The organism is Bacteroides sp. An279 (assembly GCF_002159615.1).
Classification (GTDB): domain Bacteria; phylum Bacteroidota; class Bacteroidia; order Bacteroidales; family Bacteroidaceae; genus Phocaeicola; species Phocaeicola intestinalis.
The window spans coordinates 1-17362 of the sequence record NZ_NFJA01000084.1 but is presented as its reverse complement, the minus strand read 5'-3'; the positions used below and the strand labels follow the sequence as shown (position 1 = coordinate 17362).

At 47.3% G+C, this 17362-nt stretch carries 13 protein-coding genes; 6 read left to right on the top strand and 7 right to left on the bottom strand.

Features of this window, described 5'->3' with window-relative positions:
* Window positions 1-232: 232 nt before the first annotated feature.
* From B5F78_RS13245 to B5F78_RS13235, 3 genes are all read right to left on the bottom strand, one after another.
* Window positions 233-3322, bottom strand: a complete 3090-nt coding sequence (locus tag B5F78_RS13245) for a glycoside hydrolase family 2 TIM barrel-domain containing protein (RefSeq protein ID WP_087406943.1) — start codon at window positions 3320-3322, stop codon at window positions 233-235.
* A 111-nt stretch (window positions 3323-3433) separates the two neighbouring features.
* Entirely contained in the window at window positions 3434-4039 is a 606-nt protein-coding gene (locus B5F78_RS13240) for a riboflavin synthase (RefSeq protein ID WP_022040254.1), read from the bottom strand.
* A gap of 89 nt (window positions 4040-4128) precedes the next feature.
* Entirely contained in the window at window positions 4129-4335 is a 207-nt protein-coding gene (locus B5F78_RS13235; protein WP_087210414.1) for a hypothetical protein, read from the bottom strand.
* Window positions 4336-4620: 285 nt separating this feature from the next.
* Between B5F78_RS13235 and B5F78_RS13230 the strand changes: the two genes are divergently transcribed.
* The 3 genes from B5F78_RS13230 (at window position 4621) to B5F78_RS13220 (ending at window position 7151) form a co-directional block, all read left to right on the top strand.
* Window positions 4621-6345 carry a S41 family peptidase gene (locus B5F78_RS13230; RefSeq protein ID WP_022040255.1) on the top strand — a complete coding sequence of 575 codons (1725 nt, stop codon included), beginning with the start codon at window positions 4621-4623 and terminating at the stop codon, window positions 6343-6345.
* A gap of 103 nt (window positions 6346-6448) precedes the next feature.
* Window positions 6449-6778, top strand: coding sequence for a DUF3467 domain-containing protein (locus tag B5F78_RS13225; RefSeq protein WP_022040256.1), 330 nt, complete (start codon window positions 6449-6451; stop codon window positions 6776-6778).
* 157 nt (window positions 6779-6935) lie between these two features.
* On the top strand, window positions 6936-7151 hold the full coding sequence (locus tag B5F78_RS13220; RefSeq protein ID WP_158098082.1) for a hypothetical protein: 216 nt from the start codon (window positions 6936-6938) through the stop codon (window positions 7149-7151).
* A gap of 33 nt (window positions 7152-7184) precedes the next feature.
* Here B5F78_RS13220 and B5F78_RS13215 read toward each other — a convergent pair whose 3' ends face one another.
* Window positions 7185-8144, bottom strand: a complete 960-nt coding sequence (locus tag B5F78_RS13215; RefSeq protein WP_239465685.1) for a glycoside hydrolase family 43 protein — start codon at window positions 8142-8144, stop codon at window positions 7185-7187.
* 565 nt (window positions 8145-8709) lie between these two features.
* On the opposite strand from B5F78_RS13215, the gene B5F78_RS13205 reads away from it, so the two are divergent.
* Both B5F78_RS13205 and B5F78_RS13200 read left to right on the top strand, forming a co-directional pair.
* A complete protein-coding gene (locus B5F78_RS13205) occupies window positions 8710-12882 on the top strand; it encodes a hybrid sensor histidine kinase/response regulator transcription factor (RefSeq protein WP_087406940.1) in 4173 nt (1390 codons plus the stop codon).
* 126 nt (window positions 12883-13008) lie between these two features.
* Window positions 13009-13998, top strand: a complete 990-nt coding sequence (locus B5F78_RS13200; protein ID WP_087406939.1) for an arabinan endo-1,5-alpha-L-arabinosidase — start codon at window positions 13009-13011, stop codon at window positions 13996-13998.
* Between the two features lie 74 nt (window positions 13999-14072).
* Here the strand turns inward: B5F78_RS13200 and B5F78_RS13195 are convergent, their stop codons facing one another.
* The 3 genes from B5F78_RS13195 to gcvH all read right to left on the bottom strand — a co-directional run bounded on the left by B5F78_RS13195 (window position 14073) and on the right by gcvH (window position 17145).
* Entirely contained in the window at window positions 14073-15905 is a 1833-nt protein-coding gene (locus B5F78_RS13195; protein ID WP_087406938.1) for a 4-hydroxy-3-methylbut-2-en-1-yl diphosphate synthase, read from the bottom strand.
* A 209-nt stretch (window positions 15906-16114) separates the two neighbouring features.
* Window positions 16115-16621 (bottom strand): 5-(carboxyamino)imidazole ribonucleotide mutase, encoded by a 507-nt coding sequence (gene purE / locus B5F78_RS13190; protein WP_087406937.1) that lies wholly within the window; start codon window positions 16619-16621, stop codon window positions 16115-16117.
* A gap of 143 nt (window positions 16622-16764) precedes the next feature.
* On the bottom strand, window positions 16765-17145 hold the full coding sequence (gene gcvH / locus B5F78_RS13185; RefSeq protein ID WP_013617969.1) for a glycine cleavage system protein GcvH: 381 nt from the start codon (window positions 17143-17145) through the stop codon (window positions 16765-16767).
* A 34-nt stretch (window positions 17146-17179) separates the two neighbouring features.
* Here gcvH and B5F78_RS17645 point away from each other — a divergent pair.
* Window positions 17180-17362 (top strand): hypothetical protein (locus B5F78_RS17645; protein WP_206421960.1); only part of this gene is annotated, 183 nt, incomplete at its 3' end.

Here is a 17362-nt window from a genome sequence, read left to right as displayed (position 1 = left end):
AAGGTTATTGGCGTATTGCTGATAGTCCTATATTGAAGGTGGCGATAAATAACGATAGCTTGAGAAAAGCAGGGTATTATACCTTAATGGGTTCGTATCTCGAATGGTATCCAAAATAGGAACCGCCGTATGCCGAACGGCACGTACGGTGGTGTGAGAGGTCGGTGAACATGAAAATAGGAGATAAACACCTATGATTAATGTTTATCTCCTACTCAATTGAAAGAGACTTTTACTTCACCTGATGCCAGCAGGGCGACATGATGAAGGTAAATTCATAATCGCCGTAGGGCAGGCGGTATTTCTCCAGCGGGAGGGCACCCCAGCTGTTGACACATCCCAAGCCCATCTGCGCCTTGTCGATACACAGGCTGGTCATGCCGGCTTTGTCCAGTTCGCCTGAGTGGCGTTGGATTTTCACCCAGCCTTCATCAAGGTCTTCGATGCGGTAGGGCAGAGCCGATGCCGAGAAGGGAGCTTCGGATACGAACATCAGTCCGTTGCCCGCTTTGTTGATGACCTGCCACCAGCGGAGATCGGTCTTGTTTCCGCTTTCCTGCGGACGGATGTACGGATAATACTGGTCGTCTACCTGCTGGCGGTATACACCCAGCGGCGTAGAGTGGTTGCGGTCGGAATAGTTTTCCCACGGACCTCTGCCGTAGAACGAAATGGTTTCGAACTGGCGGGGCATCATCAGGTTCATGCCGAAGCGGAACATGTCTGATACCTTTGCGTTCGGGTCGGCTTTCATTGCCTGTACCACTTTTACCGCACCCTTGTTATTGATGAGGTAAGTGAGCGAGAGAGTCGCCGAAACGGCTTTCAGTTCATAGTCGGCACTGACTTTCACCATGTCGTTTTCCATTTCACTCTTCAGCGAGGTGAGGCGGATGCCGGGGTTCTTCCATGCCACATATTTCTGTTGCAGTCCGGCTCCGAAATCGTTGTCGGTCGGTGCACGCCAGAAGTTGGGTGCCAGTGCGGTGCCCGGTTCGAGATAGCTTACGCCTTCTACTTCATAGACGGTGAGGTAGCCGGTGTATTTGTTGAATTCGATATCGAAGTTTTCGCCTTTCACTACCAGGTAATTGCTGTTGGTAGCATCGATTTCCGGCACGATGATGTCCTGGTTGCTTTCTTTTACATTGGCAAACTCCAGTGCCGGTGCTTCGTAGGCTTTCAGAGTCAGCTGGTCGTAGGCTACGGTATGACCGGCGGGCAACATGCCTTCGGCGTTTTTCAATACGTATTTCACGTTCAGCAACCATTCGCCTTCGGTACCGATGGTGCCATAATCCAGTGTCACGTCTTTAGTCTGGTGAGGAGCTATGCTGAGGCTTTCTACTGAGCCTGTGCGTACAATACGTCCGTCGTGAAGCAATTCCCATTCCATGCGGTATGCCGAAAGGTCGCGGAAGAAGTATTCGTTATACACCTTTACAATGCCTTTTTGTACATCGGCAAGGGTGGTCCAAATGTCCTGATAGAAGTAGCGCACTTCGTAAGCGTGCGGGTTGGGCACACGGTCGGGGCTTATCAGACCATTGTCGCAGAAGTTGATGTCGCTGGCATCAAAGCGGTTGAAGTCACCTCCGTAGGCATAAATAGTCCGTCCGTTCTTACCGGTCCAGCGGCACGACTGGTCTACAAAGTCCCAGATAAATCCGCCCTGGTATTTGGGATATTTGCGTACCAGGTCCCAGTATTCCTTGAATCCACCTTCCGAGTTGCCCATGGCGTGTGCATATTCGCACTGGATGAGCGGTTTCTGCTTGCTGTTGTCTTCGCAATAGGCGATACATCCCTTGTAGTCGTAATACATCGGGCAGAAGATGTCGGTCTTTCCGTCTTGGCGGGCTTGTTCGTACTGCACGGCACGGCTGGGGTCTTCTGCCTTCACCCAGTCGTAGGCAGCTTCGAAGTTGGGTCCGTATCCGGCTTCGTTCCCGAGCGACCAGAAGATGATGCTGGGATGGTTGAACGAGCGTTGCACATTGCGCTGGTTGCGTTCCATGTGCGCCTTGGCATACGAAGCGTTTTTTGCCAAAGTCTTGTCACCGTATCCCATACCATGCGATTCGATGTTGGCTTCGGCTACCATATAGAGTCCGTAGCGGTCGCACAATTCATACCAATATGCATCATCGGGATAGTGGCAGGTACGTACGGCATTGATGTTAAGCTCTTTCATGCGCAATACGTCTTGAAGCATACGTTCGCGCGATACATAGTAACCGCCATCGGGATCCATTTCGTGACGGTTGGCACCTTTAAACAATACCGGCTGGCCATTGACCAGTATCTGTGCGTTCTTCAGTTCGATTTTGCGGAAACCTACGTTTACCGGAATCACTTCAGCACCCGAAGCACCTTCCATCTGTGCATAGAGCGTATAAAGATAAGGAGTCTCGGCGGTCCACTTGTGTGGGTTTTCAACGCTCATCGTTACCGTTTCCCCTTTGGTCGAAGCCGAAGCCACTTCCTTTCCTTCGGCGTCTTTCAGGGTCAGCAGCACGTTGCCACTTCCTTTCAGCTGTACATCAACGGCAAGTGTACCGTTTTTGTATTCGGCATCCAGATCGGGGGTGACGCGGATGTCTTCGATGCGTTTCTTGTTGCGTGCATACAGATAGCAGTGGCGTGCCACTCCGGTGTAGCGGAAGAAGTCCTGGTCTTCCAGGTACGACCCGTCGCACCAGCGGAATACCTGGAACGCGATTACGTTTTTCTGCCCCGGTTTCAGGTAAGAGGTCAGGTCGAACTCGGCTTCCAACTTGCTGTCCTCGCTATATCCTACGAATTTCCCGTTTACCCAAAGGTACATGTTCGAGCTGACGGCACCGAAGTGTGCGATAATGTCTTTTCCTTTCCACGAAGCCGGAACGGTGATTTCCCGGCGGTAAGAGCCTACATGGTTCTTTTCGGTGGGTACGTAGGGAGGATTGCTTTCGTATTGGTTCCGCCAGGCAAAGCCGGTGTTTACATAGATGGGGTCTCCGTATCCGTTCAGTTCCCATACGCCGGGTACTTGTATGTCATCCCATCCCTTGTCGTTGTATCCGGTTTTCCAGAAATCGGTAGGGCGCTGGTCGGCATTTGCCACCCAAAAGAATTTCCAGGTGCCATCCAGGCTCATATAGTTCTGCGATTGCGTTTTCCCATTTCCGATAGCTTCTGCCGACTCGTATGCGAAATAGTCGGTATGCATCGGCGCACGGTTGATGGCGTTTATTTCCGGGTCTTGCCACTCTTTGAATGTCTGGGCGTTCCCAGCAAGAAGAGAGATGCCCAATAATCCCAATGCAAATGTTTTTCTCATGCTTTCAATTTTAAGTGTTAATGATGTTACAAAAATAATTGATATTTCACCACAGAGGCACACAGGGGATTTAAAATTTTTCCTCTGTGTCCTCTGTGGTGAATGCAAGCATTATCCTACCAGCTGCATCATGCGGCTCAGGTATTTGCCGATGATGTCAAACTCCAGATTTACCACGCTTCCTATGTGCAGCGTGTGGAAATTAGTATGTTCGAAGGTATAAGGGATGATCGCTACTTGGAACGAGTCTTGCGTCGGGTTACATACGGTCAGGCTCACCCCGTTGACGGTTACCGAGCCTTTGTCTACGGTAAAGTATCCGCGTTTCGCCATTTCGGGTTGGAAATCATACTTGAACGTGAAATACCAGCTTCCGTCGGCATCGTCAATAGCCGTGCATACAGCTGTCTGGTCTACATGTCCCTGCACGATATGTCCGTCCAGCCTGCCGTTCATCAGCATGCTCCGTTCTACGTTCACTTCATCGCCTTCTTTCAGCAGCCCGATATTCGAGCGTTCGATGGTTTCTTTCATGGCGGTAACGGTGTACGTATTGTTTTCGATGTGAACCACGGTGAGGCACACACCGTTGTGCGACACGCTTTGGTCTATTTTCAGTTCATTTACAAACGAACACGTCAAGGTCAGATGCAGGTTTTCCTGTTCTTTGACTATCTTGACTACTTTGGCACATTCTTCTACTATTCCTGAGAACATAGATATTGAGTTTTGAGTTTTTGAGTTTTTGAGTTTTTGAGTTCTTAAGTTTTTGAGTTCTTAAGTTTTTGAGTTTTTGAGTTCTTGAGTTATGCTTTCGGTATGGGTTTGCTCCATACGATTACTCCTTCCGAGTCGATTACCGATATGGTACCTCCGGCATATTCTTCGATGTAGCTCCCGCCTTTGGCGAGTATGTCTTCTGCCATGTGGATGGCCTTTTCTTCGGTTTTGATAGAAAATCCCTTGTTGTCGCTCGAACTTTGGTCCGAGAAATAAATGTCATACGTTTTCATTTCGTTCAACTATATTAATTATGGTAATGCAAATATATACAGGCTACGGTTAGCAACCAAAAAATCGAAGCGTTTTTTCTTGTGGAAATGTTCCGCTCTGCCTGCACTTATTTGTATCGGCACGCAAAAGTATCTGCATCGGCAGGTGCAACTATATGCGTGGCATGATGCAACCGGTTTCCGTGACTGGCGTGACAAACGAAATAAAGTTAAATATTTGCTTGGTTCTGTTATCCGAAGCAGAATAATGTGTTTCTTTGTACCTCATAATCGTTTAGTAAAGTTATGAATACAAAAAGAACACTTATAGGGGCATTGGTCGTATTGATGGCTTTGGGCTTGTCCAGTTTTAAACAGGAAGACGACCGTAATTTCCAAATAGCGAAGAATCTGGATATATTCAATGCTATTTTCAAGGAACTTGATTTGTTTTATGTCGATACCCTTAATCCGGAGAAAGTGATTCAGAACGGGGTAAACGGCATGTTGGCACTTACCGACCCTTATACGGAATATTATCCCGAAGAAGAAGTGAGCAGCTTGAAGGAGATGATTACCGGAAAGTATGGAGGTATCGGTGCGGCTATCCGGTATTACAAGAAGAAAGACCGTATTGCCGTGATAGAGCCGATAGAGGGTATGCCGGCTGCAGAGGCAGGAGTAAAGGCGGGCGACATTATCCTATCAGTAGGAGGGAAGGACATGGTTCGTGGTGATTTGAAACCTCAAGAGTTTTCGGAGAAAGTAAGTGAGGCTTTACGTGGCGAACCGGGAACATCGTTTATCCTGAAAGTGCTCCGTCCGTTGAAAAACGACAGCACGGTGATGGAATTTAAGATTACCCGGAAGAATATCCGGAACAATCCGGTGCCTTATTACGGTATGGTGCACGATAGTATCGGCTATCTGGCACTCAGTGGCTTTACCGACAACTGTGCCAAGGATGTAAAAAAAGCATTCATTGAACTGAAAGATAAAGGAGCAAAGGCATTGATTCTCGATTTGCGTGACAATGGGGGAGGATCGTTGCAGGAAGCGGTAGACATTGTCAATTTTTTTATACCTAAAGGCAAGGAGATAGTCGTAACCAAAGGTAAGATCCGTCAGGCTGCAGGGTCTTTTAAGACCGCGAATGAACCGATTGATACGGGAATGCCTCTGGCTGTATTGGTTAATGGCAACACCGCTTCGGCTTCTGAAATCTTGAGTGGCTCGATGCAGGATTTAGACCGTGCAGTTATCATTGGCACCCGTACGTATGGGAAGGGATTGGTTCAGACCACTCGTCAGCTTCCGTATAATGGGACACTGAAGGTGACTACTTCGAAGTATTATATTCCCAGCGGGCGTTGCATTCAGGCAATAGATTATGCGAAGAAGAATGCTGATGGTTCGGTGGCACGTATCCCCGACAGTCTGACCCATGTGTTTTATACAGCTGCCGGTCGTGAAGTGCGTGATGGGGGAGGCATACGTCCCGACATAGAAGTGAAGGGTGATAAGTTCCCTAATATTCTTTTCTATTTGCTGAATGATGATTTGATATTTGACTATGCTACCCAGTATTGCCTGACTCATCCGGCATTGGTCTCTGTAGATTCGTTGCAGATTACAGATGAGGATTATGCCGATTTTAAAAAACTGGTAAAGGATGCCAACTTCACTTATGACCGCCAGAGCGAACAAATGCTGAAAACCTTGAAAGAAGTAGCCGAATTTGAAGGGTATATGGAAGGCGCGGCCGAAGAGTTTAAGGCATTGGAACAGAAACTGAACCATAACTTGGATCGTGACCTGGATTATTTTTCCGGACCGATAAAAGAACAGATAGCCGAAGAAGTAGCAACCCGATATTTCTTTGAACGGGGTGCGGCGATGCAGCGTTTGAAAGACGATGCCGACTTGAAGAAAGCGATTGAAGTGCTGACGTCTCCTGCGGAATACCGCAAGATTCTTTCAGTGCCGGAAGCAAAAACAGAATCGGATGCGCACACGGCGTCACAGAAATGATTTTGCAAAATATTTTTATGGAAGTATATGGTAAATAGAGAAAAGTTTCCTATTTTTGTGGAGTAAATAACTAGTCCTAAAATCAGTAGAAAAGTAAATCATTATGGAAAACGAAAATAATAACAATCCGGAACAATTGCAGATAGAGCTGAAAGAAGAAGTGGCTCAAGGTACGTATGCCAATTTGGCTATTATCACTCATTCTACATCTGAATTTATACTTGATTTTGTACGTATCATGCCGGGACTTCCTAAGGCCGGCGTACAGTCGCGTATAGTGATGACTCCTGAAAATGCCAAACGCCTGATGTTTGCTTTGCAGGATAATATCGTAAAATACGAAAAGAATTTCGGACCGATTCAGATGCCAGAGCAGCAGCGCAATGCCAAAACCTTTGTACCCCCTTTGAGTGATTTCAAAGGTGAAGCATAAGAAGCACTTAGAACTAGATATAAATCCGACTGGAATCGGTGCAGGCCTGAATGGGTTTGCCCGATTTGCAGTCGGTCTTTTTTTGATGTTGTTTTTCTTGTGAGAAATTTCAGTGTATTTTTTAGGGAATAAGAAGCTGTTTTGAATTTATCGTGCGATGATTTGGGATGAGTTTTTGAGGCATTTCCGCTTCTGTGATGAGGAAGATAGCGGGCTATCTGACGAAGAACAGGAGCGAAAAGGACCAAAAAATCGCCCAAAGCACACACGAAAACGGATACATCAAGCCAAGAAAAACTTTTTGGAGAAATTCAAAACAGCTTCTAATAGTTCCATGGATGCGCCATCCCGGCGTATCCACGGATTTTTTTAGTGTATAACCTATCTAGAAAATTAATGAAAAGCCTTATTCCCAGATTCCTTCCGATGTCATTTGTATACGTCTGATGGTACCGTCTTCGTTATAGTACAGACGGTCGATACAGATGGCCCGTCGGAAACCGCAGCCATCGGTATTAATACTCCCGTTGTGGTAGATGAAATAGGATTTCCCCTTGAATTCAATGATAGCCTGATGGTTGGTATTCGAATTACCAGCTATTTCGTTCAGGATGCCTTTGTATTCCCATGGACCGTTAATGTTGCGGCTCATGGCATAGCAGATTTTTTCAGGAAACTCGGATGCAAACGACAGGTAATACCAGCCGTTATGTTTGTGTATCCAAGGCGCTTCGGTGAAACGGGGCAACTGTATGGGCATAATCGGACCGTCCAGTTCTGTCATGTTTTCTTTCAGCTTGGCATAATAGCATTGGGTATTTCCCCAAAACAAATATGCCTGTCCGTCATCATCAATGAATACAGTAGGGTCTATGTCGTCCCATCGGATGGAGGTATATTCAGTTGTCATGTCATTGGTAATAAGTGCCGAACCACGTGCATCTTTAAATGGACCGATAGGAGAGTCGGAAACGGCTACTCCGATAGATTTGCCGGGAATAGTGGCATGTTCTACGGTCACATACCAGTAGAATTTTCCGTTGCGTTCGATTACCTGGCTTGCCCATGCTTCTCCTTTCGCCCATTTAAAATCGGTAGCTTTTAATGTATAGGCATGTTCGGTAAAAGTATGCATATCTTCGGTAGAAAGAATGCACCATTCGTTCATCAGGTAGTATTGTTCGGGAGCAGGGCATTCATCGTGTCCGGCATAAATGTATACTTTGCCGTCATAAACCATTGCTGCAGGGTCGCCCAGATATTTATAATTGACTATCGGGTTGCCAGATGCAACAAACGTTGTATCATTGTTACTGGCAAAGGTCGCAAAGCTGCCGGCACATGTCATCAAAGTCAGCAGCATCATGGATTGAATACGTGTGTTCATGTTTACTTTTCTTTATTAGATTTGTATGTCATACAAAAATAAGAATGTCCACTTCCAGGAAGGTGGATATTTACCTTTCTTTGGTGGACATTTGTTTTTTGTTGTATAGTTTGGAGGTTTGTTACTTCATTTCAAACGAATAGTTACTTTCAGGTGGTGTTTTGCCATATTAGAAAAAAATGATAATCTTCTTTTTAGAACTGTTTTTGAATTTATCGTGTGCTGATTTGGAATGGGCTTTTGAGGCATTTCCGCTTGTGCAATCGAAGTATATATGCATTTTCTGCAGGCATGCATCATGCCTGCAGGTAGCTCTACCGGTGTGTCTGTGGCGGGGGATTTCCAGGTATCGGGCAGGCAGATTCGGGGAGAGGGGTGGATATTTAGCCGTTTTGGGTGGATATTTGTTTCCTGTAGCTGCTTTCTTCGGATGAAGTGTTCTGCCGGTAAAAGAAAGTTCGTATATTTGTTGGTGAAGATAGACGGGGAACACCGGAGTGGATGCTCCGGAATACTTGTCGTTAACTATTAGAGACAGATACTGATGAAAATACGATACTGTTCATTGCTTGTGTGGATATGCGTGTTGCTGCATATACTTCCTGCCTTTCCGCAGAATAGGGGAGGCAATTATTTGTTTACCCATCTGACAATGGATGATGGGTTGCCCAAGAATTACGTGGAGGATTTGATGAAAGACAGCCGTGGCTTTTTATGGGTCTCTACAGGGGGAGATGGTGTGACGCGTTATGACGGGTACGATTTTATTACATTCAATGCTTTTTCGGGAGAGACACGGCTGAAGAATAATTTCATCGTGAAGTTCTGTGAGGACCATTTCGGACGGATCTGGATGGCGGGAGAGCAAGGCTTGGATATTCTGGATGTAAATAGTCTGCGTTTGATAGGTGGCCAGGAGCTGGGTGGAAAATTTGCATCGGCTGCTTTTCATTCCGCCTCTTTTGTCTATTGTTCTTCTTCTGGCAATGTGTGGGTGGGTGCAGATGATGCTTTGTATAAAATCGCGTTTTCTTCAGACGGTAAAGTGGAGTATATTACACGGATATGCGATCTTTATTTGTATAACCGTAGCTTGGCTTTCTGTGAGGCGGATGGATATATTTGGTTTGATTATCTGGGCACGTTGTCGGTTATCAAAGAAAATGTGGTTGTGCCGCAAAAGCCGGTGCCGGTTTTTCCCGGAACGGTCATCCCTGAGGGTTGCGTGATGCAGTGTCTTTTCCCTTGGCAAAATGATTTGTGGATTGGTACTAACAACGGATTGTATCGGTACAATGTCAGTACGCGTACTTTGAAGGCTTATTTTACCGATGAGCGTGATTTGTTTTCCTTGTCGCAGAATTATATTACCGACATCAATCTGGCTCCGGACGGGACGTTGGTGGTAGGTACCTTGAAAGGATTGAACCTGTACAATGCTGTGACCGATAATTTTACACGTATCCAGCAGTCGGAGCTAAGCGGGGGCGGCGGATTGAATTGTAATTTCATCAATTGCCTGCTTGCCGATGAAAATTTGCTTTGGATAGGTACAGAGGTGGGAGGATTGAACAAGATGTTCATTTCGCGTTTGCAGATACAGAACGACTTGCATTCACAAGAAGATGCAGGAAGCCTTTCGGGGAATCTGGTTAATGCTATCCTGGAAGATGAAAACGGGTCGTTATGGATAGGAACGGTTGAGGCTGGGCTTAATCTTCGCCGTGCAGGGAAACAGCATTTCGAACATTATACAGCAGAATCGCCCTCACGCTTGAGCCATAATTCGGTCAGTGCGCTGGCGTCTGACGGGAAAGGCCGCATTTATGTAGGAACGTGGGGCGGAGGTTTTGGCTGGGTGAGTGGAAATAATTTGTCCGACAAGACTTTTCATCCGGTTTTGTCTTCCGAAATTCCCGAACTTTTCCAGGCTTTTGTCAGTGTGCTGCTTTACGATTCGTTGAATGACTTGTTATGGATTGGCACGAACCGGGATATATTGGCCTATCATCCAGCTACGGGGAAAGTGTTTGATCCTTTCCACGGCAAGCGCCGGGGAAGTGTTTATGGGTCGTTGGGAGGATGCATCACGTCCGATGGCATTTTATGGATGGGGGTCACCGCTGGGTTGTATCAGATTGATTTGCACACGTATGGGAAGGACTCTTTGGAATATGCCTTGTATGACCATAAACTTGATAATCCTTCCGAGCGGATGGCAGAGCGGATAACATCGGTTTGTCCCGCGAAAGATGGGGGTGTATGGATTGGTACAAATGGGAATGGCTTTTATCGGGCGAAAGGGAAAGTCGGCAATTGCCGTTTCAAGGCTTTTACTGCGAAAGATGGTTTGATAAACGATAATGTGATAGGCGTGTGGGAAGGCAAGGACGGATATGTCTGGCTGACTACCAATAATGGCTTGTCACGTTTCAATCCCAAAGATAATACGTTTCAAAATTATACGAAACACGACGGCTTGCTCAGCAACCAGTTTTATTGGAATGCCATCGGCGGCTCGAAAAACGGTGAAGTGTATGTCGGCAGTACGAACGGTTTTTCGGAAATCCGTTTTATCCCCCGTGTAGAATCGGATAAAGGATTTCCATTGACATTTACCGGACTGTTTAGTTTTGACCGTGACGTGGCATTTGCGGATAATCGGGTGAATATTCATGAACGTGACAAGCAACTGACGGTGCATTTTGCATCCTTGGATTATAATCCTTCTGCCTTGGCATGTTATGCTTACCGGTTGGAAGGATTTGATGACAAGTGGATAGAGGTTCCTGCCAATCAGCATACCGTATCCTATACCAGCCTGCGTCCGGGAAAGTATGTGTTCGAATTGCGTTATGCTTCGGATGGGAAAAACTATGTTTCGCCTACGCAGACTTTGATGATTGAGGTTACGCCTTATTTTTACAAGACTTTTTGGTTTCAGTTGCTTGTCGGGCTGGTCTTGCTGATGTTGGTGTATGGGCGGTTCCGCTCATTAAAACATCAGCAGAAATTGCTTCATACGTTAGTAGAAGAGCGTACCCGGAAACTGGAAGAACAGAAAAAGCTTTTGTCCGACCAGACGGAGGAACTTTCACATCAGAATAAGTTGTTGAAAGAATCGAACGAGAAGATTACCAGCCAGAAGAACAAGATTCTGGAAATGTCACGGAAAGTGGAAGAACTTACTGTTGACAAGCTGGCTTTCTTTACTAATATTACGCATGAATTCCGTACTCCGCTTACGTTGATCATCGGTCCTATCGAACGGGCTTTGAAGTTGAGTTATAATCCTCAGGTTATCGAACAGCTTCATCTGGTGGAACGCAACTCGAAGTACCTGCTGTCGCTTATCAATCAGTTGTTGGATTTCCGGAAGGTGGAAGAAGGACGGGTGAAGATTGTTTCCAATTACGGTAATATCCGTAGCTTTGTAGAAGAATTCATGCCTTCGTTTACGGTATATGCGCAGGCACGTGGCATCGATTTGCGTTGCTATGTCCGTCTGTACAATCCGTTTATGATGTTTGCCGAAGATATCTTGCGTAAGATTCTGGCCAACCTGATAAGCAACGCCCTCAAGTTTACCCCTAAAGGCGGGCAGGTGTCTGTTTATATAGCTTCGCTGATGTCAGAAAACGGCGAGAAGTTGTTTATTAGCGTAAGCGATACAGGGAAAGGAATCCCCCAGGAAGACATCGACCGTATTTTCAACCGTTTTTATCAGGCGGATAACCAATATCAGGTATCGGTGAGCGGGCAGAGCGGAACGGGCATCGGGTTGTATTTGTGCCGGAAGCTGGTCTTGTTGCTTTCGGGCGAGATAGGAGCGAAAAACAGGCCGTCGGGTGGTTCTACCTTCCGTGTCTTGCTGCCTGTGGTGCGTGGAGAGCAGCCCCGGCCGGCAGTGGCAGAAACCGAAGAGATACATCCCGAACTGATGTGTAACAGCAGGCTGACGATGCTGGTGGTAGAAGACAACAAGGACATGCGCGATTATACCCGCTCTATCTTGCGCGAGTATTATAATGTGGTAGAGGCTGCTGATGGGGAAGAGGCTCTCCGGATGCTGAAAACGTATTCGGTGGACTTTATTATCAGCGACCTGATGATGCCGGTGATGGATGGTGTGGAACTGTTGCATCGCGTGCGGAGTGATTTTTCCATTTCCCACATACCTTTCCTGATGCTTACCGCCAAGACTTCGGACGAAGCCCGGCTGGACAGTTATAAGATGGGGGTAGATGCTTATCTGCTGAAGCCTTTCGATGAAAACATGTTACTGGCACGTATTGCCAGTATTCTGGAAAACCGCAAGCGTTTCCAGCAGCGTTTTTCTATTGACATGGATACAGATTCCCTGGAGTTGGCAAATGAAAATTCGGGAGACAAGAAGTTCCTGGAAAAGGCGATGATGGTGGTGAAGGATAATTATAAGAATTCCGATTTTGAGGTGAGCGACTTTATTCGTGAGATGGGCATCAGTAAAAGTTTGCTGAATAAGAAGATGCAAAGTCTGGCAGGTCAGTCGGCTGGTCAGTTTATACGTAACTATCGGTTGAACCTCGCTCGTGAACTGTTGTTGAAAAACAAGGTGAATCATACGATGAATATTTCGGAAATAGCATATGCTGTAGGATTCAACGATCCGAAATACTTCACCCGTTGTTTCACAAAACATTTCAATGTTACGCCTAGTAGCCTGATGGAGGATTGATTGGGGAAGCTCTCCACCTGAAAGGGGCGTTTGTCCACCTCGTTTTGTGTTTGTTTTTGCAGCTTTGCACTATGCTTGCCAATCGAGTGAGTCTAATTATTGAATCAGATATAAAACCACAAGCGTATGAAAAAAGCTATTTTATTGACCATGTTTTTAGGTTCAGCATGGTGTGGCTTCGCCCAACAGCCACAAGTTACCGACAATCCGTTCGTGCACGACCCGGTAATGGCGAAGCAAGGTGATACTTATTATTTGTTCGCTACGGGCGAAGGAGTGTCTGTCATGTCTTCTAAGGATTTGAAGACATGGAAGTTTGAGAAACCCGTGTTTGCCGAAGCTCCTCAATGGGCGGTGGAAGCTGTAAAGGGGTATAAGGGACATACATGGGCACCCGATATCATTTACCACAACGGGTTGTATCACTTGTTTTATTCTTGCTCGGCATTTGCCAAGAATACTTCGGCTATCGGACATGCTACCAATCCGACGCTTGACCCGTCTGAACCTGACTTTAAATGGACGGATCATGGAAAAGTAATCCAGTCGGTACCCAACCGGGATATGTGGAATGCTATCGACCCTAATATCATCATCGACGAGGACGGTACGCCATGGATGAGCTTCGGCTCATTTTGGGATGGTATTAAAATGGTGAAGCTTACTGATGACCTGATGCAGGTGGCACAGCCTGAAGAATGGCATTCGCTTTGCAGCCGTCCGCGTTCGTTCGGGCTGGATGATAAAGATCCGGGTGATGGAGCTGTAGAAGCTCCGTTTATCATGAAGCACGGAGACTATTACTATCTTTTCGTTTCATTTGATTATTGTTGCCGGGGGAAAGATAGTAATTATAAAGTCGTGGTAGGACGCTCGAAGTCGGTTGTCGGACCCTATGCCGACAAAGAAGGGAAACCGATGGCAAAAGGAGGCGGAACGCTGGTGATAGAAGGAAACGAAGCGTATGCCGGTATCGGACATAACGCAGCTTATCACATCGACGGAAAAGATTATTTCTTATGCCATGCTTATTCGATTGCGGAAGATGGAGCCCCGAAATTGTTTATACGCGAAATGACATGGACAGCTGACGGATGGCCTGTAGTCAATTATTAAATGAAGAATGAAGAATGATGAATGAAGAATCGCTTCGCCCGCATGGAAATTCTTCATTCTTCATTCTTCGTTTTTCATTCTTCATTCCTGCTAATCAGTTCCAGCAGTTTCTCTACCGCTTGCTCTTCGGGGATATTCTTCTCGATACATTCTTTTTTCTTATAAAGGCTGATTTTGCCTCGTCCGGCACCTACATAGCCATAGTCGGCGTCCGCCATTTCACCCGGACCGTTTACGATGCAGCCCATGATGCCTATCTTCAAGCCTTTCAGGTGCGAGGTCGCGGCCTTGATGCGGGCGATGGTTGCTTCGAGGTCGTAGAGCGTACGTCCGCATCCCGGGCAGGAGATGTATTCGGTTTTCGAAGTACGCAGGCGTCCGGCTTGAAGGATACCGAATGCAGTTTCGTCTGATTTCAAGTCGGAGATAGCATCACCGTCGTTATAAAGCAAGATGCCGTCGCAGAACCCGTCGATGAGTAAAGCGCCCATATCCGTAGCGGCTTTCAACTGGAAATCTTCCAGACAGGTTTCCTTATAGTACTGGAAGAACACCAACGGATTTTTCAGTCCCAATGCCATCAGCTGGTGGGCCAAGCCACGGAACTCGCCCAGGCGGTTCGCATGATTGCTCTGTGCGATGATGACGGTTTCCGGATGGCGGCGCAGGCAGGCAATGGCTTCTTCATCCAATGTCAGATAGGTAAGGAAGAGAAATTTCCGTTTCGCCTGGCTGTAATGCAATTCAATGAGCTGTTTGTGGCTGAATGCCGGATACGTGCCTTCGCTTCCGTCCCAGCGGTTAGCGTCTACGATGTAGCCGATGCCCGGCTGGCGTTCTTCGGGCAAGGTCTGCCCGCAATAGATATAGTCCGGACGGAATTGTCCGTTTGTCTCCATATTCCCGTTGAGGCGTGCTGATATGACGATGGGTACATGGCCGCCACCGATATTCCCTACGGGGGTAGTGGTGCGGCGTGCCGGGTCGGTATAGCAAAAGCCCTCCGCTTCCGTTCCGGGTATGTAGATATGGCCGTTCCGCTTGGCGACGTAGTCCACCAATTTGCGCGCCACAGGTATTTCCGCTTCAGGAGCTTCTGTAAGCGAGACACGGATGGTGTCGCCCAGTCCGTCGCATAGCAAGGCTCCGATGCCCAATGCCGACTTGATGCGCCCGTCTTCTCCGTCACCCGCTTCTGTCACGCCCAGATGAAGCGGGAATGCCATGCCTTCTTTTTCCATTTGCGCCACCAGCAAGCGGACCGTTTTCACCATAATGACGGTATTCGATGCCTTGATGGAAATGACCACGTCCGTGAATTGTTCTTCCACGCAGATGCGCAGGAACTCCATGCACGATTCCACCATGCCTGCCGGTGTATCGCCGTAGCGCGACATGATGCGGTCGGACAACGAGCCGTGGTTTACCCCGATGCGTATGGCGGTATGGTTTTCCTTGCAGATGTCCAGGAAAGGGACCAGCCGTTCGCGTATCTTTTGTATCTCTTTGGCGTATTCTTCATCCGTATACTCCAGCTTCTTGAAGGTACGTGCGGCATCGGTATAGTTGCCCGGGTTGATGCGTACCCCTTCGGCATAAAGCGCTGCCACTTCCGCCACTTTCGGATTGAAGTGGACGTCAGCAATCAGCGGTGTGCCGTAGCCTTTCGAGCGCAAGCCGATGTTGATGTTCTTCAGGTTCTCGGCCTCACGTGTGCCTTGGGTGGTGAGGCGTACGTATTCGCCTCCTGCTTCAATGATGCGGATGGCTTGTGCTACGCAGGCCTCGGTATCGGTAGTAGGCGTATTGGTCATGCTTTGCACCCGGATGGGGTTAGTGCCTCCCATAGGTGTGCTGCCTACATATACTTCGCTTGCCTCGCGGCGTGAATAATTGAAATAATCCATATATTTTAGGTACTAGGTACTAGTTGACTAGGTGACTAGGTTTTAGATACTGGGTTTTAGGTACTAGTTGACTAGGTACTAGTTGACTAGGTACTAGTTGACAAGGTTTCAGATACCATCGACTGGCGCCAACAAAGGTATTCAGAACCTAGTCACCTAGTCACCTGGTACCTGGTCACCTAACCAGAACCTGGTCACCTAGTACCTAACTAACACTTATACTCGTATTTCACCTCTTTCAGGTCTTGGTTGGCTTTGACGATTTTGTTTTTCAAGCCTTCCTTGTATGCGGCAAACTTCTGTGCCAACGCCTCGTCAGACAGGGCGAGCATCTGCACGGCAAGGATGGCGGCATTCATCGCCCCGTTGATGGCTACCGTAGCCACGGGGATGCCCGGAGGCATCTGAAGGATGGAATACAAGGCATCTACACCGTCCAGGACGGAACCTTTGATAGGGATGCCGATGACGGGCAGTGTGGTATTGGCGGCAATGACACCCGGCAATGCAGCCGCCATGCCGGCTCCGGCAATAATGACTTTCAGGTCCCTGCCTGCGGCTTCTTTGGCAAACTTCTCCACTTCGGCGGGAGTGCGGTGGGCGGAAAGGGCGTTCATTTCGAACGGCACTTGCATGTCGTTGAGGAAAGCCGCAGCCTTTTCCATAACGGGAAGGTCGGAAGTGCTTCCCATGATGATACTTACAATCGGTTTCATGTCGTTTGTTTTTTGAGGAGTTAAGAAGTTAAGGAGTTAAGAAGTTAAAGAGGTTCGTTTTCATCAACCTGACTATTGGCTTTAACTCCTAACGGAGCGCAGCGGAGTGATAACTCCTTTAACTCCTTAACTCCTTTATTAAATTATTCATTAATCAGTTGCTTGTATGCTTCTGCATCCAGCAGGCCGTCCATTTCCGACGGATCTGCCGGCTTGATTTTTACCAGCCAACCCTTACCATACGGGTCTTGGTTCACCAGTTCCGGATGCTCTTCCAGTTCCGGGTTTACTTCCAGCACCTCTCCGCCTATTGGGAGGAAAAGGTCGGAAACGGTTTTTACTACCTCTATGGTGCCGAACACTTCGCCTTTGTCCAGCGTCTCGCCTTCGGTGGTGATGTCCACAAAGACGATGTCACCCAATTGGTCTTGTGCGTAATCGGTAATGCCTACATAGGCTTCTTCACCTTCCAGGCGAATCCATTCGTGTTCGTTCGTGTACTTTACATTCGTAGGGAAATTCATAATTCGAGATTTTAAAGGTTTATATTTCCTGCAAATGTACGAATTTAAAATGAAGAATGAAGAACGGCAGAGCCAGAATTTCTTTATCCGTATGGTAAACCTTGCACGGGGCAGAGTCAACCAGCGAGTGCAACATTACGAAATATTTTTGAAAAAGACCTCCTTAGGCGTCAAGAAATTGAGTTTTTCCCTCGGTCTAGCGTTGATTTTCTTCCTG

Coding starts and splice junctions, on each gene's coding strand:
- B5F78_RS13245 (WP_087406943.1), bottom strand. CDS start 3,322: ATGAGAAAAACATTTGCATTGGGATTATTGGGCATCTCTCTTCTTGCT.
- B5F78_RS13240 (WP_022040254.1), bottom strand. CDS start 4,039: ATGTTCTCAGGAATAGTAGAAGAATGTGCCAAAGTAGTCAAGATAGTC.
- B5F78_RS13235 (WP_087210414.1), bottom strand. CDS start 4,335: ATGAAAACGTATGACATTTATTTCTCGGACCAAAGTTCGAGCGACAAC.
- B5F78_RS13230 (WP_022040255.1), top strand. CDS start 4,621: ATGAATACAAAAAGAACACTTATAGGGGCATTGGTCGTATTGATGGCT.
- B5F78_RS13225 (WP_022040256.1), top strand. CDS start 6,449: ATGGAAAACGAAAATAATAACAATCCGGAACAATTGCAGATAGAGCTG.
- B5F78_RS13220 (WP_158098082.1), top strand. CDS start 6,936: ATGATTTGGGATGAGTTTTTGAGGCATTTCCGCTTCTGTGATGAGGAA.
- B5F78_RS13215 (WP_239465685.1), bottom strand. CDS start 8,144: ATGATGCTGCTGACTTTGATGACATGTGCCGGCAGCTTTGCGACCTTT.
- B5F78_RS13205 (WP_087406940.1), top strand. CDS start 8,710: ATGAAAATACGATACTGTTCATTGCTTGTGTGGATATGCGTGTTGCTG.
- B5F78_RS13200 (WP_087406939.1), top strand. CDS start 13,009: ATGAAAAAAGCTATTTTATTGACCATGTTTTTAGGTTCAGCATGGTGT.
- B5F78_RS13195 (WP_087406938.1), bottom strand. CDS start 15,905: ATGGATTATTTCAATTATTCACGCCGCGAGGCAAGCGAAGTATATGTA.
- purE (WP_087406937.1), bottom strand. CDS start 16,621: ATGAAACCGATTGTAAGTATCATCATGGGAAGCACTTCCGACCTTCCC.
- gcvH (WP_013617969.1), bottom strand. CDS start 17,145: ATGAATTTCCCTACGAATGTAAAGTACACGAACGAACACGAATGGATT.